The 15,608-nt window shown below is 59.8% G+C and carries 12 protein-coding genes; 1 reads left to right on the forward strand and 11 read right to left on the reverse strand.

Translation table 11 applies throughout. The features are described 5' to 3' along the window. Window positions 1–29: 29 nt before the first annotated feature. From arfA to TC41_RS15085, 11 genes are all read right to left on the reverse strand, one after another. A complete protein-coding gene (arfA, locus tag TC41_RS15035) occupies window positions 30–1,535 on the reverse strand; it encodes an arabinosylfuranosidase ArfA (protein ID WP_014465931.1) in 1,506 nt (501 codons plus the stop codon). Between the two features lie 21 nt (window positions 1,536–1,556). After that, window positions 1,557–2,384 (reverse strand): carbohydrate ABC transporter permease, encoded by an 828-nt coding sequence (locus TC41_RS15040; protein WP_237700134.1) that lies wholly within the window; start codon window positions 2,382–2,384, stop codon window positions 1,557–1,559. A 95-nt stretch (window positions 2,385–2,479) separates the two neighbouring features. Beyond that, complete coding sequence (locus TC41_RS15045) at window positions 2,480–3,340, reverse strand: carbohydrate ABC transporter permease (protein WP_014465933.1); 861 nt, start codon at window positions 3,338–3,340, stop codon at window positions 2,480–2,482. Window positions 3,341–3,456: 116 nt separating this feature from the next. After that, entirely contained in the window at window positions 3,457–4,854 is a 1,398-nt protein-coding gene (locus TC41_RS15050) for an ABC transporter substrate-binding protein (protein ID WP_014465934.1), read from the reverse strand. A gap of 220 nt (window positions 4,855–5,074) precedes the next feature. After that, entirely contained in the window at window positions 5,075–5,998 is a 924-nt protein-coding gene (locus tag TC41_RS15055) for an ArsR/SmtB family transcription factor (RefSeq protein ID WP_014465935.1), read from the reverse strand. 26 nt (window positions 5,999–6,024) lie between these two features. After that, entirely contained in the window at window positions 6,025–7,275 is a 1,251-nt protein-coding gene (locus TC41_RS15060) for a sn-glycerol-1-phosphate dehydrogenase (RefSeq protein ID WP_014465936.1), read from the reverse strand. 55 nt (window positions 7,276–7,330) lie between these two features. Continuing rightward, window positions 7,331–8,815, reverse strand: coding sequence for an L-arabinose isomerase (gene araA / locus TC41_RS15065; RefSeq protein ID WP_014465937.1), 1,485 nt, complete (start codon window positions 8,813–8,815; stop codon window positions 7,331–7,333). A 34-nt stretch (window positions 8,816–8,849) separates the two neighbouring features. Then, window positions 8,850–9,560 carry an L-ribulose-5-phosphate 4-epimerase gene (locus TC41_RS15070; RefSeq protein WP_014465938.1) on the reverse strand — a complete coding sequence of 237 codons (711 nt, stop codon included), beginning with the start codon at window positions 9,558–9,560 and terminating at the stop codon, window positions 8,850–8,852. Further along, a complete protein-coding gene (gene araB, locus TC41_RS15075; protein WP_014465939.1) occupies window positions 9,554–11,248 on the reverse strand; it encodes a ribulokinase in 1,695 nt (564 codons plus the stop codon). Before araB ends, TC41_RS15070 begins: the two co-directional genes overlap by 7 nt. Window positions 11,249–11,350: 102 nt before the next feature. Continuing rightward, the gene (locus TC41_RS15080; RefSeq protein ID WP_014465940.1) at window positions 11,351–12,778 is read right to left on the reverse strand and encodes a sugar porter family MFS transporter; all 1,428 of its coding nucleotides are present in this window, start codon (window positions 12,776–12,778) and stop codon (window positions 11,351–11,353) included. Between the two features lie 211 nt (window positions 12,779–12,989). Continuing rightward, entirely contained in the window at window positions 12,990–14,132 is a 1,143-nt protein-coding gene (locus TC41_RS15085) for a GntR family transcriptional regulator (RefSeq protein ID WP_014465941.1), read from the reverse strand. A 203-nt stretch (window positions 14,133–14,335) separates the two neighbouring features. Here TC41_RS15085 and TC41_RS15090 point away from each other — a divergent pair, with 203 nt between their 5' ends. Then, a complete protein-coding gene (locus TC41_RS15090) occupies window positions 14,336–15,511 on the forward strand; it encodes an MFS transporter (protein WP_014465943.1) in 1,176 nt (391 codons plus the stop codon). Window positions 15,512–15,608: the final 97 nt, after the last annotated feature.

A 15,608-nucleotide genomic window follows, 5' to 3' on the forward strand; every position in this document is an offset into this window, starting at 1 on the left:
CGCGTCAGACGCGGCCCACCTAGCGGCCTTTACACGGACAATTGAATCACGTTCCACGACAGCGCGGGCAGTTCCACGGCGAGCCGTCCCGCATCCACCGCGCCAATAGACCGCTTTTGGGGGACAACTTCGTTCGGACGTTCTTTCGTATTGGCTGCTTTCATATTCGGATGCGTGAGCACGATGTGCTTTTCCGCCTGAGCATTGGGGAATCCGCGCAGGTCCACGTCGAGCGCGAGCGGCTCCTCAGCGCGGTTCACCGCCAGGAGGACCAGCTCGCCCGCCGCCTCGTTCCACACCGGGACCGCCTCGAGGTGTGGCACGTCGGTGAAATCCTTGCTGTCGTATTTCGTCGACTCCACCGGCGCGTACAACACCACGCCGCGCGCGAGGTTCGAGGCGTGCGCGAACGGATAGAAGATGGTCTGGCGCCAGCTCGGGCCGCCGTTTTCCGTCATGATGGGCGCAATGACGTTGACCAGCTGCGCGAGGCACGCAATCCGGACGCGATCGGCGTGCTTGAGCAGCGTGATGAGCATGCAACCCACTACGAGCGCGTCTTCCATCGTGTACACGTCTTCGAGAAGCGGCGGCCCCACCTGCCAAGGCTCGACCTGTTTGTCCGCCTCGTTCGAGTGGAACCACACGTTCCATTCGTCGAAGGAGAGATAGATGGTTTTGTTCGAGCGCTTTTTCGCGCGAACGAAGTCGCATGTCGCCACGACGGTGCGGATGAACGCGTCCATGTCCAGCGAAGAGGCCAGGAAATTGGCGAGATCGCCGTCGCGGTTGCCGTAGTATGTGTGCAGCGACAGGTAGTCCACCTCGTCGTAGGCGTGCTCGAGGACAATCCGCTCCCAATCGGGGAACGTGGCGATTTTGGAGCCGGAGCTTCCGCACGCGACGAGTTCGATGGACGGATCGACCCACTTCATGACCTTGGCGGCCTCCTGCGCGAGGCGGCCGTATTCGTCCGCGGTCTTGCGGCCGATCTGCCAGGGACCGTCCATCTCGTTGCCGAGGCACCACACGCGGATGCCGTGCGGCTGCTCGACACCGTGCTTGCGGCGAAGGTCGCTCCAGTAGCTTCCTCCGGGGTGATTGCAATATTCGACAATCTGCTTGGCCTCTTCAATGCCGCGAGTGCCGAGGTTGACGGCCATCATGACCTGGCTGTTCGCCTTCTTCGCCCAACGCGCGAATTCATTGAGGCCCACGCGATTCGGCTCCAGGCTGCGCCAGGCGAGATCCAGCTGGACGGGGCGCTGTTCCACGGGCCCCACGCCGTCTTCCCAACGGTAGCCCGAGACGAAATTGCCCCCCGGATACCGAACGATGGGAACGTTCAGCTCTTTGACGAGATCGATCACGTCCAGGCGAAATCCGTCTTCGTCTGCGGTAGGATGGCCGGGATCGTAAATGCCGCCGTAGACGGCACGGCCGAGGTGTTCGATGAAGGACCCGTAGATCCGTGGGTCGGTCTCCGCGAGGCGGTACGCCGGATCGATGGTCATGCGCGCTTTCAGGTTGGACATAGGGGATTCTCCTTCTCGGCTCTAAAGTTTTACGCTTCCCTGTGTCAGCCCGGTAACAATTTGCTTTCGGAACAGGATAAACCCAATGATCATCGGCAGGATGGACAACAGAGAAGCCGTAATCACAAGTTGATAAATAGGCATGGATTGGTCTGCCGCAGGTGTAGCGATCAGGCTTAGGAGAACATCCACACCAACCGGCAGTGGATAGAGCGACTGGTTGTGAAGAAGCACCAACGGTAAGAAAAAGTTGTTCCATGTCCCTATAAAGCTAATAAGCAGGAGTGTGACAATCGCTGGGCGAATCACAGGGAGTACGATCCTCCAAAAGATCGTCCGTTCCGGTGCCCCGTCCACCTTTGCGGCCTCCAGCATTTCGTTGGGCACCACATCGCGGATATAAATTCGGAGGAAATACACGCCAAAAGGACTTGCTATCAGTGGAAGGATGACCCCTAGATACGTGTTGACAAGATGGAGCGGCTGTTCAATTACGAACAGAGGAATGGTCGCCACCGTTCCTGGAATCATCATGGAAGCAAGAATCACATAGAAAAGGACTTCTCTTCCTCGGAAATCGAATTTCGCGAGTGCATAGCCCGCCATCGCACTGACCAAACACGTGAGTATGGCGACGGATCCGGAGTAGATGATAGAGTTTAGGAACCATCTTGCAAATACGCCATTATTGTAAGCAAAGAGTAAGCGAATGTTTTGGAGCAACTCTAGACGCTTCGGCAATGAAAATATACCTGTACTCTGTAGTTCTGCTTGCGTCTTGGTAGATGCAATCAGTAACCATACCACCGGAATGAGAAAGTAGACCGCAACCACCACGAGGAAGACCATCACCAACACCGTCACGAAATGGCGGACGAACGCCGAATGAGGCGATGCCGAGCTGTCAGCTCGCACATTTGGCCTACTCTGAAAGACGCTTGTACTCATGTGCTCAACACCTCTTCAGACGACATCCGCAGCGCAGTCCGCTCTCGCGAGCGACGCCCAATTACGCGAGCAGCGATCATGACGCACGCCGAGATGAAAATAGTAATTGCGCCGAGAAGCACGGCAAGCGTCGCAGCGTAAGGAAGGTTCGTAAGATTGAACGCCATCGCATAGATATCCATATTTGGCGTGAACGTCTGAGATATCGGCGTCAACGCGCTCAGGAGGAACGGTTCGTTGAACAGCTGCATCGATCCGATGAAGCTGAGAATGACTGTCATGAGAATGGTGGGCCTCAGCAACGGAAGCTTAATGTGCCAGGCCAACTGGAACTCGTTGCATCCGTCTACTATCGCTGCCTCGTACAAATCTGTCGAGACCCCGGTTAAGGAGGCTGAGTACAGGGTCATGTTATACCCGGCCCATTCCCACGTTGCGATGTTGATGATGCTGTAAAGTAGGGCTGCCGAGGACAATGGGTCAAAGTGAAGTGCTTGTAAAAGGGGATCCAGTGGCTTGGAGTACAGAAATCCCCACATGATCGACGCAAATACACCCGGCACTGCATATGGAAGAAAATAGATCAATCTGAATAACGGTTTCCATCTCGCATACTTCGTGTCCAGTACAAGGGCCAAAATCAACGAGAGTACAATCATGATGACTCCTTGCAGAATCGCATATCGGATGACGTTCACAACAGAACTCCAAAACGCCCCGTCTTGGAACGCGTTCACGTAGTTTCGAAACCCGACAAAAATGGGTTGGCCAAATCGTTCGATGAAAAGACTCGTGTAGAAGGCGTAAAGCAACGGTGCGAAAAGAAAAGCAATGAACAGAAGAATGAAGGGCGCCAAAAACGCAGCGGCTGACGCATTCCTCGAATGTCTGAGAGCAGCCCGCACTCGGCATCACATCCTTTCGCTTTCAGGGACGCCCTCGAGCTAGACAGCTCGAGGGCACTGGGCCGAATTCAAGTGGTCACGTTATATCCCTGGGAGCGAGCGTAATTCACGACCGCCTGCTGGACATTCGCCAAAGCCTGTTGCACACTTTCCTTACCCGAGAACGCCTTGCCTATCTCAGTCTGCAGTTCGTTAAACACGTAGCTTGACCACGGGCTCCACTGGAACTTGGTATTCACACGAGGAGACTCTTTCTCGAACACGTCGACATTGGCAGGCTGGTTGTCGAGCGCTGGATTCGGCTGCTTGAACGACGGGATGTCGAATCCGGCAGTTGCCGCCGGGAACAGCCCGCCACCACCGTCTTTCGCAGGCGCAACGTCGTGCGCCAACTCCGCAGGCGCGGCATTGATGAAAGCCGCAAATATAGCGGCCGCTTCGGGATACTTGGTCGCTTTCGTCACGGCCTGGACAGAGCCTCCCCAGTCTCCATCCATGGTATCGCCTGGCGTCCACTCGGGAATGAAAGCGGCCCGCCACTTATGGACAGAAAGGTTGTGATCATACGGGACAAGGATCTCGCTGTCGTACCAAGCGGATCCAACCGCGGTGGCATAAAGACCCGCGTTGATGTTCTTCTGCCATTCTGGGGAACCAGCTGCAATACTTTGCACAGCACCGGCCTTGACGAGTTTCTGCCACATCGAGAACACTTGAACCGCCTTAGGTGAATCGATATCTACTTTCCAATTGTTACCTGACCCCTGGAACGGAACGCACCCCGCTTGCCACAACAGACCAAACATCCATTGACCATCATTGTTTGAGAAGTAAGAGAAATATTTCGAAGGATCAAGCTTATGGAACTCTAATGCCTCTTGTTGAAACTGACTCCAAGTGGTTGGAACCTTCAGATGATACTTGTTGAACAGCGAACTCTGGTAGAAGAGCCCCATCGGACCCGTATCTTCTGGAATTCCATACACGTGGGAACCAACGGATACCTGATTCCAGGTCCACGGCGTGAAGCGACTCTTTAGCTGAGATACCCATGGAGAGATGTCCTGCAGTGCGCCTGTTGCGATGTACTCAGGCATGACATCGAATTCAAGCATGACAACGTCCGGAATACCACTGCCCGCCTGTATTACGGTGCTAAATTTCTGGTACTCTGTCGCACCTGCGCCTGCATCCACCAAATGAACCTTGATGTTCGGATAGTATTTTTCAAAAATATCGACTTCTTTTTGCGCATTGGGAACCCAGGACCACCACGTCAGCGTTGCCTTGCCGTTATATTGGGGTAATGGCAGCCCATCAACCATCTTTACGGACGCTGAACCTGCGGCGGTCTGATTCGTAGCGGTTGACGTTTGGCCGGACGACGTGCCACAACCAGCGGCAAGGACCGCCAACACCCCAGTCATCGAGCCGACCACCGCTGTCTTTTTGTGTAGCTTTTTCATACGGACAACGCCCCCTTTTTTAAAGTCATACGTACAACCCAGGCGAAGACCCATTGACGACTCCGAACCTAACGAGCACCCCCTCAAATATTTTAGACCCATGCTCAACAATGCCTGCTCTCAACCTCTGAATGCGCTTTCTACGTACAGAATAAACAAACATCTCGGCTTCGTCAATAACAAATTTATATCATGATTAATTATTTTATATTTTATTAAATCAATCCCTCGCCCCACGCCCGTAGATCACGCGCACTTTGATGTCCTGATCGTAGTGCCCGAATCTCCGGCCAAAAATGGTCATCCCCCCCACGTGGCGCGCGTGCTCCGGCACCGAGAATCGCAGCGGAATGGCATGCCCCCGAAACGGCTGCAGATCCTCAATGGTCACGTCTGAGATTTTGCACCCGTCGATGAAGGTGCCTTCGTGGTTCACGCGGACGAGTTTCAGGTGTCCGTACTGGTTGAGATGCGGCGGCCACCAGCTCGGATTCTGCCGGCCGCGCTCGTCTCCGAAATCGCCCGGGCTGGTCCAGTAGCCGATGTCCACGCCGTTAATGGAGAAGTGAATGTCGGAGGGATAGTCGTTGTTGTACGACGGCGCCTCGGAGGCCAATTCCGCGATAATCTGAATTTCCTCCACCGGCCTGTCCGTGCGAATGAAGTTCGGGATCCAGTACTCCAGATACCCTTTAGTAAGCCACACAATCTCGGCGTCGATGTGCTGCGGGTCGGCGAAGTACCGGGGATCGTCAAACGTGCCGATGATGGTCTCGGCCGTGGCCAGGCCGCAGGTGGGCCACACCTCGAACGAGACATAGTGGCCCACCCGGATGTCCACCTCGTACACGTCCTGGTCTTTCGTCTCCGGGGCGAGTTCCACGAGGATCTTCTGTTCGTTGACGTAGCAAAACTTCTGCAGCCCGTGGCGCGCCCCCGCCGTCTCTGTGACCACGAGTCCGCATTCCTCGAGCTTTCGGACGTGCTGCGTCACCGCGCCGTTTGTGATCCCAAGCCGTTTGGCGATCTCGTCCATGTTCAGCCGCCCATGTTGGAGCAAGAGTTCCAGCAGCGCGACGCGGACCTCCGAACCCAGCGCCTTGAATAGCGGCAAGCCCGACCGCAACTCCTTGATGTGAATCACCCTATCACCCACCCCGGCCGTTATCTTCACATGAGTATAAAACAAACCGAGGCCCTGCAACAGCGGGCGACAGGGCGACACCTCAGAGCACGTTGGTCTCGTTCAACAGTCGAAGCATGGTGTAGCGGTTCCTGAGCTTGTGCGCGCGCTTCAAGCTCGCCGACACAAGGCTTCGTTCCACGCCCAGTTCGGATGGCTCCGCCGGCGCGCCAATGCGGCGCATGAGCGACCGGACGTGATCGCCGGACGGAATCGACGCCACAATCGCGCGCACCTCTTCCTCGCGCCCCGCAAGGGACGCCCACGGCGCCTGTCCCGCGCGCACGGCCTCCGCGACCGCGTCCTCCACGTGCGCGTGATAGACGTCCGCGATCACGCCGCACGCCGCAGCCACCTTGAGGCCATGGAGGATCTGGCGCCTGCCGGATCGCAGGAACTCCATCTCCCCAGTCGTGCGACAGATGGTGTTCTCCGCCGGACGCCGGGTGGGACTGCCCGAACAGGAGCATCACAATTCCGGACAGGATGAGCGCCTCCATCAGGCTGCGAATGGCGTCGGTTCGCGCGCGGGCGAGGCCGTCCGCCTGCGCCACGGCCATCTCCAGCGCTTCGCGCGTGAGCGCCGCCAGATGGGCGCAATACGGCTCCCCCGCCGCGATAGCCCCGAACGCCCAGTCCGCGAGCGAGGTGGATTTGCCCATCACGTCGCCGAATCCCGCCCACACGAGTTCCCTCGGCGCCCGTTCGAGAACGTCCGTGTCCGCGAAAAGCGCGATGGGCGCCTGCGTCTGGTAGGTCGTCTTGATGCCGCGCACGATGAGCGGCGCGCCGGCGGACGTGAATCCGTCGACCGACGGCGCCGTCGGCACGCTCACGAACGGAATTCGCATCTTGTAACTCGCAAACCGGGCGATGTCGTGGAGCGTGCCCGAGCCCACCGCCACGAGCGCCTCGACGTCCGGACCCGCTGCGATAAGCGCCTGAACGATGGACCGCTCGTCCGCCACCACGTCGCCCTGGGCATTCGGCTCGATGAGGCAGGCCGTCCACAACACGCCGAGGTCGGTCAAGCCCTGGGCGAGCGCATCGCCCGCCGCCGCGCGCGTATGCTCATCCATCACGAGCACCACGCGCCCATATCGCGCTCGGATCCACGCCGCGGCGTTTGCCAAAGCTCCCGGTCCCACCTCGAGGTGTTCCAACGGGATGGCTTGGTGCGGTTGGCCGCACGGGCAGTCCGTCGCAAGCCTCTTCAGGTCATCCAAGCTCCAATTCACGCGCGTTCCCCCCAAAACAACGCGGGGCTGCGCTTTGGCAGCCCCACACCTTCGCTCAGCGGCCGTACACCGCCTCGTTCCACCGAAGTTCGATCGCAATCTGGCGCGGCGTCGAGTGCTCGTCAATGACGACGCACTCCACGCCCATCATGTCGGCGAGGTCCTGCAGTTGCTCCACCGTCACCCGATATGAGAACACCGTGTGATGCGCGCCGCCTGCGAGAATCCAGCTCTCGGCCGCCGACGCGAGCGACGGCAGCGGCTTCCATAAAACGCGCGCCACGGGCAACTTCGGCATCGGGCGATCCGGCTGAATGGCCTCCACCTTGTTCACAACCATACGGAAGCGGTGGCCGAGATCGACGATGGTGGCCTGCACGGCGGGCCCGCCTGCGCCGTCGAACACCAGCCGCGCCGGATCCTCCTTGCCGCCGATGGAGAGCGGGTGCACCTCCACGCGCGGTCGCGTCGCCGCGATGGTCGGGCACACCTCCAGCATGTGCGCGCCGAGCACCATCTCGTTGCCCGGTTCGAAGTGGTACGTGTAGTCCTCCATGAAGGACGTGCCCTCGCCCTCGGCCAGGACCTTCAGCACGCGCACGAACGCCGCCGTCTTCCAGTCGCCTTCGCCGCCAAAGCCGTAGCCGTCGGCCATCAGGCGCTGCACCGCGAGGCCCGGCAGTTGCCGCAGCCCGTGCAGATCCTCAAACGTCGTCGTGAAGGCCTCGAAGCCGCCTTCCTCGAGGAAGGACCGAAGCCCAAGCTCGATGCGCGCCTGTTCGCGCACGGCGTCATGCAGCGGGCCGCCCTTCTCGCACCCCGGCGCGAACTCGTAGAGCGTCTGGTATTCATCGATGAGCCGGTCGATCTCGGCCTCCGACACCGCCCGCACGCGCTCGGCGAGATCGCCCACGCCGTAGCCGTTTACGGACCAGCCAAACCGCGCCTCGGCCTCCACCTTGTCGCCTTCCGTGACGGCAACCTGGCGCATGTTGTCCCCGAAGCGCGCGACTTTGAGCCCCCGGCTCACAGCCGCCGCCACCGCCGTCAGGGCCCATCCGCGGATCCGCTTCGCCACCTCCGGGTCCTGCCAGTGGCCAACAATGACCTTGCGCGGCATGCCGAGGCGAGTCACCATGAACCCAAACTCCCGGTCTCCGTGCGCCGACTGGTTCAGGTTCATGAAGTCCATATCAATCGTGTCCCACGGGATATCCCGGTTGAACTGCGTGTGCAGGTGCAAAAGCGGCTTTTGCAGCGCCATCAGGCCGCGAATCCACATCTTCGCCGGCGAAAACGTGTGCATCCATGCGATCACGCCCGCACAAGCGTCGTCCGCCGACGCTTCGAGGCACAGCCTGCGAATCTCGTCCGCATCCTTCAGAACGCCTTTCCAGCGCAGCGTGTGCGCGCTGCCGATGGCCTTCTGCAACGTCGGCACCATCTCTCGCGCATGCGCTTCCACCTGGGCGAGGGCCTCTTCCCCGTACAGGTGCTGACTGCCCACCACAAACCAGAATTCATAAGCCGGCATCTTCATCCAACCATCTCTCCCATCGACTCGTCCGGACACCTCAGTGCGCCGCCGCGCCGGGTTGACCGTAATACGCGTTCTTCCCATGCTTGCGCTGATAGTGCTTGTCAAGCAAGAACGAATCTATGTGCGCCTCGCCGCCCGCAAGAAGCAGGGTGTCGCGCGCCATCTGCGCCACCACTTCGAGCACCACGGCGTGATACACGGCCTCCGCAGGGTCCTTCCCCCACGTAAACGGCGCGTGATTGGCCAGAAGCACCGCCGGCATCGCGACGGGGTCCAGCCCGCGCGCGCGGAACGTCTCGACAATCACCCGTCCCGTCTCGAGCTCGTAACCGCGCTCCACCTCGTCCTTCGTCAGCGGCCGCGTCACGGGCACATCCCCGTAAAAGTAGTCCGCGTGCGTCGTGCCGAGCGCCGGGATGGGGCGCCGCGCCTGCGCCCACGCCGTCGCGGCCGGGGAATGCGTGTGCACAATGCCGCCGATGGATTCAAACGCCTTGTATAGCTCGAGGTGCGTCGGCGTGTCTGACGACGGCCGCAAATCGCCCTCCACGACGCGTCCGTCGAGATCGACCACCACCATGTGATCGGCAGTCAGCTCGTCGTATGGCACGCCGCTCGGCTTGATGACCACGAGGCCGTCCTTGCGAGAAATGCCACTCACGTTCCCCCAGGTGAAGGTGACAAGACCGTGCTTGGGCAGGGCCAGGTTCGCCTCGAGGACCGCTTCTTTCAGTTCCCTCAGCATGTCTTCACCTCTTCCTGCGCCACGGCGCTCTTGATGCGCTTCAGCACCTTCATCACATTGTTTTCGCCGCGGCCGAAATAGTCGTACAGCCGCGCGTACTCGCGGTACAGCGCGTCGTACACGCGCACCGCGCTCGGGTTCGGAACGTACGGCTTCTCGCGCACGCTGCCCATCTCCCGCGCCGCCTCCTCAATGGAGTCGTATCCGCCGCGCGCCTTCCCCGCCGCCACAGCGCCAAACATCGCCGCGCCGAGCGCCGGCGCCTGCGTCGATGCGCCGATGTAGATGGGCATGTTGAGCACGTCCGCGTAGATCTGCATCATCAGCGCGTTCTTCTGCGCAATCCCGCCGCACGCGTACATCTCGTCGACCGGCACGCCGCTCGCCCGGAAGGTCTCGACAATCATCCGCGTGCCGTACGCTGTCGCCTCGATCAGCGCCCGGTAGATATCCTCTGGCTTCGTGGCGAGCGTCGCGCCGATTAGAAGACCCGTGAGGTCCGCGTCGACGAGCGTGGATCGGTTCCCGTTCCACCAGTCGAGTGCGAGAAGGCCCGTCTCGCCCGGTCTCAGCTTCGCCGCCTTGCGCGTCAGGAGATCATGGATGCCGATGCCCTCGCGCCGCGCTTCGTCCCAGTACGCCGGCGGCACCCCGTTTTCAATCCACCACTCGAAGTGGTCTCCGACGCAGGACTGCCCAGCCTCATACCCCATGTACCCCGGAATGATCCCATCCTCCACCACGCCGCACATGCCTGGCACCGCGCGCTCCTCCGTCCCCAACAGGACGTGGCAGGTCGACGTGCCGATGATCATCAGCATCTTGCCCGGCTCGGTGATCCCGACTGCCGGCATCGACACGTGCGCATCCACGTTGCCCACGGCCACCGGCGTCCCAGGCACCAGTCCTATGCGGCGCGCCATCGCCTCCGTCAGCTCCCCTGCCCGCGATCCGATGGGCAGGATAGGCCCCCAGAGCTTCTCCTCTACGACGTGCTCCAGGCGCGGATGAAGAGCCTTGAAGAAGTCGCGGCTCGGATACCCCGTCCGCTTGTGCCAGATGGACTTGTACCCCGCCGGGCACGAGCTGCGCACGAGCTTGCCCGTCAGTTGCATGACGATCCAGTCGGTCGCCTCCACCATGGCGTCCGCCGCATCGTAGATCTCCGGCGCCTCGTCGAGGATTTGCCAGATCTTCGGGATCATCCATTCCGACGAGATCTTGCCGCCGTAGCGCGCGAGAAACGCCTCCCCGCGCTCGCGCGCAATCTCGTTCAACTTGTTCGCTTCGTCCTGCGCGGCATGGTGCTTCCAGAGCTTCACGTACGCGTGCGGATGCCGTTCAAAGCGCGGCTCCAAGCAGAGCGGCGTGCCGTCGGCCCGAATCGGAAGCATCGTACAAGACGTGAAGTCGATGCCGATGCCGATCACGTCCTCCGGCCGCACGCCCGACTCGCGGAGAAGCCGAGGAATCGTCTCCTCGAGGACCTCCACATAATCGCGCGGATGCTGGAGCGCCCAGTCGGGTCCGAGGCGCGTCACCCCATCCGGCAGGTACTCGTCCATCACGCCATGCGTGTACTCCTTGACGGCCGTCGCAATCTCGCGACCTGTCCCAATCTCGACCAACACGGCGCGCCCGGACTGCGTCCCGTAGTCCACGCCAATCGAATATTTGCCCATATCCATCCCCACATTCCTTCGCGCATTCAGAGGGTGGAACCGCAGACATCACCTCAATTGTACTTACAAGGTCGATCGAGCACAATGAGTTATTCGGACAAGTCAGGGTCAAAAATGGGCGCGCTTCGCGCGTTCGTGCGCCTCTCGCTGCGACGGCGACACCCCGCTCCCCGAAGCCATCCAGATGGATTCAATCTCTTCCAGGGAGCGGTTTTTCGTCTCCGGCACCCAGGCTGTCACGAACAGCACCCCGAGGATGTTGATGACCGCAAAAATCCAGAAGGTATAGGCGCCGCCGAGATCGTTCAGCAACACCGGCGTAAACTGGCCGATGGCCCAGTTGGCTCCCCACAGGAAGATGGTCGCCACGCCTGCCGCGCGGGCACGCAGGTGGTTCGGAAAGATTTCCGGGATCATGATCCAAGGAATCGGACCCATGGACACACTGAACGCCGCCGTGAACCCCATGATGAACAGCACGAGCCAGAACCCGTTGTGAACGTGCAGGTAAAAGGTCAAGCCCATCAGCGCCATGAAGATGGCCATCAGCGCGGAGCCGACGATCATGAGCGGTTTTCTGCCGACGCGATCGATCAGAACGACCGCGACGACAGTGAACACGACCCACATGGCGCCGAAGAACGCTTGAATCTCGAAATCGGAGTTGAGGCTGAACCCCACCATCCTGAAGATTTCGGGGCCGTAATACGTGACAGCATTCATGCCGATGATTTGGTTGAAGAGAGCCAGGAGGATGCCGACGCCGAGCGCCTTGCGCCAACCGGGCTTCAGAAGATCACGGATGCTTGCAGCGCTTTCACTCGCAATCGATTCGCGAATGGACTCGAGTTCACGCTGACCAACACTGGATCCATTGATGCGCACCAAGATCCGCTGCGCTTCGTCGATCCGGCCGACCTTCGTCAACCACCGTGGACTCTCCGGTGCAAATAGCAGGACGAAAAAGAAGATAGCCGCTGGTACAGAGCCGAGCCCCAGCATCCAGCGCCAACCCGTGTGCACGTCCCAGGCGACCGATCCGGAGCGCTGAATCAGGTAGTTGGTCAGGTAGGTCAGAAAGATGCCGATGATGGTGAGCAACTGATAGAGCGACGATAGAGCCCCGCGGATGTGCGTCGGCGCACACTCGGAGATGTAGGTGACCGAGAGCGCCGATCCCATGCCGATGCCGAGACCGCCGACGATTCGGGCAAGAATGAGCGTGGTGACATCCGACGAGATGGCAGAAACGAATGCCGCGATTGCGAACAGAACGGCAGCTGTCATGAGGACCTTTCGGCGCCCAACGCGATCGCTCAAGAAGCCGGATACGGCCACGCCGATGACGCCGCCGATCATGATGCTGGAGATCACCAATCCCTGCATGAAAGGTGAGAGGTGATAGAGCGTTTTCAAGAAACCGATGGCACCGGAAATCACAGCGGTATCGTAGCCGTAGAGCAGCCCTCCCATTGCGGCCGCCAGCGAGATGGTCACCGCGTAGGCACGAGAGCCTTGCGTCTGCTGAGTGGACATGGCGCACCTCCTCCAAGCTGTGGGCACGACGTCGGCCGAAAGATGTCCGGACAATGATGTTTAAAATCTATAATGTACGTACAACTTGTAGAATAAAGCGGTTTCTTGTCTTTGTCAATGCGCTTTCATGCGCACAAATGAGGAAGACCGGCCGCCGCGAGGCCGGTCCACTCATCGATGCATGCAAGTCGTGGGATACTGGCCGCGAGTCTCACGCGGTGCCGACGGCCACCGGTGCCGTCGAACTTCGAATCACCAGCTTGGGCTCATACACGATAGACCCCGGTTCCTCTCCATCACGCTTCCCACGCTCGATGGCACGCATCACCCACTTCGCCGCGTCCAGCCCCATCTGCGTCTTCGGATGCTCCACCGTCGTCAGCTTGATCTCCGTCGCCTCCGCCAGATACGAGTCGTCATATCCCACCAGCGACATCTCCTCCGGCACCCGGATCCCAAGCTCTCGCAGCACGTCCAGCACCTTCACCGCCAACTGGTCGTTGTAGCACACAATCCCCGTCGGCCGCTCCTCCTCGCGCTCCAACTCCCCTCGCACCCGACGCACAACCTCCTCGCCCAACTCCTCCGTCCGGTACGTGATGAGCCACTCCGGCTTTACCGACACGCCCGCCTCCCGGCACGCGTCCATGAACCCCTGCATCCGGTACACGCCCTGCAAGTCGTCCGTCTTGAAGATCCCCATCAACTTCCGATGCCCAAGCTCCAAGAGGTGGTGCGTCGCCATCCAGCCGCCCTTCTTGTCGTCCATGATGATGTGCGGCGGGTCGAGCTGCGGATAGTACTGGTTGATCATCACATACGGGATCTTTCGCTGCTCCAGCTCCAGGTAGTACCGGATGTTCGGATTGTACGTACTCGACTCCGTCGGCTCCACAATCAGCCCCGCTATCGGCCGCTGCAACATCGACTCGAGGCACTGCGCCTCTTTGGACAGATTGTTGTACGTGCACGCCAGAATCAGCGAGTACCCTTTGTTCGTCACGTACGACTCAATGCCGCGGATGATACTCGGAAAGATGTAGTCCGAGATGTACGTCGTGATCACGCCGATATACTTTCGCGCCTCCTGGCTCTCTCCCGACGCCCGCTCCTCCTGCGGAAAGGCGCAGAACGTCCCGGCACCTTGCTCCCGGTACAAAAGTCCCTCGTGCACGAGGTCCCCCACCGCTTGCCGGATGGTATGCCGGCTGACGCGGAACATCTTGATGAGTTCATTTTCCGAGTAGATCTTCTGCCCGGGTTTCACCTTCCCCGTGCGGATCCACTCCCGGATTTGCTCTTTGACCATCACGTATTTGGCGGGAGAAGCCATGCCCACATCACCATTTCCCATTATATGGATTGGTCGTTCGCCATCACATTCGATAGATTGATGATGGTACCTTGGAAGCGAAAACGTATTCGCTTCTTGACAGTCAGGGATACCACCCGATACAGTACCATACCGCCATGAGGGTGACGACGGTGAAAAGTGCTATGCCCCAAAATCCCCGAACCTGCATTATCGCAGAACCGCTTTTCGTAATCCCCTACAACATGTATACCACATACGCGTCCGTCTACATGTTGCAGACAGGGTTGACGAGCGTGGAACTTGGCTGGCTCACCACCATGAACCTCGTCGTCCAAATGCTCTCCGCTCTGTTGAGCGGGTACGCGACGGATCGCATGGGGCGCAAAAAGGCGCTTTGGGTGACCGATCTCGTCAGTTGGTCCGCCGCCGCGCTGCTCTGGGCCGTATCGCACGATTGGTGGGGCTTCGCCCTTGCCTTCTTCTTCAACGGTTTTCAGCGCATCTCAACCACGGCGTGGTATTGCCTTTTGACTGAGGACACCCCCGCCAACATGCGCTCGCGTGTTTTCACCGCGCTACAGGTGGTCGCGACCGTCGCTGGGTTCTTCTCGCCCATCGCAGGTTGGCTCATCCATCGCACGGGCGTGGTCCTCGGCACGCGTTTGCTTTACCTTTACGCCTTCGCCAGCATGACCACGATGATCGCCATTCGCCACCAAGGACTTCGCGAGACGAGCATCGGTCGGACGCGAATGGCCGAGACGAAGCGATTCCACCTTCGACACGAGTGGCGCCGGATTCGCGCGGCTATCAAGACCCTATCACGCAACCGTGCGCTAATGTGGCTGTTTGGCGTCTACGTCTTGTGGAACGTGCAGATGTCCATCCGAACCACCTTCGTCACGGCGTACCAAATGGACGCTCTCCGCATCCCGCCGTCCTTCATGAGCCTGCTCCCAGCTCTCTCTTCGCTCGCCATGGCGGTTTGCCTAGCGACGTTCGCGCGGCGTTTTCACGACGATCACGGATACCACTGGATGCAGATCGGCATCGGGCTGCTGACCGCGGCTACCATTCTGCTGGCGATCTCGGCGCCGAGATCATTTGCGCCGACGATCATCGCAACGGCCCTCACCGCCGCGGGCACAGTGTTCGCCAACCCGTTTGTGGAGTCTCTCGTGGCAAACGCTATGGACGACAACGAACGCTCGACCATGCTTGCGGTTCTAAACGTGCTGATTTTGCTCTCCAGTTCTCCATCCGGGGCCATCACCGGCTACCTGTACGCATGGAATCCGCGCTCGGCACCTGTCTTCGCGGCGCTGGCACTTGTCGCAAGCCTTGTATGCGGCGAGGCTGCCCGTCGCGCTCGGCGCGGCACACCGGCCGCCCTCTCGACACAGGACCTCGCGCCGTGATCGCGCCATCGCGGCACAGCTCTATCTAACTGAATAACGGCATGCTATCATCAAATTGTTCGTATAATATTTCTATGTTTCCTAAATGAAAACGCAT

It is taken from the genome of Alicyclobacillus acidocaldarius subsp. acidocaldarius Tc-4-1, from assembly GCF_000219875.1.
GTDB classification, from domain to species: domain Bacteria; phylum Bacillota; class Bacilli; order Alicyclobacillales; family Alicyclobacillaceae; genus Alicyclobacillus; species Alicyclobacillus acidocaldarius_A.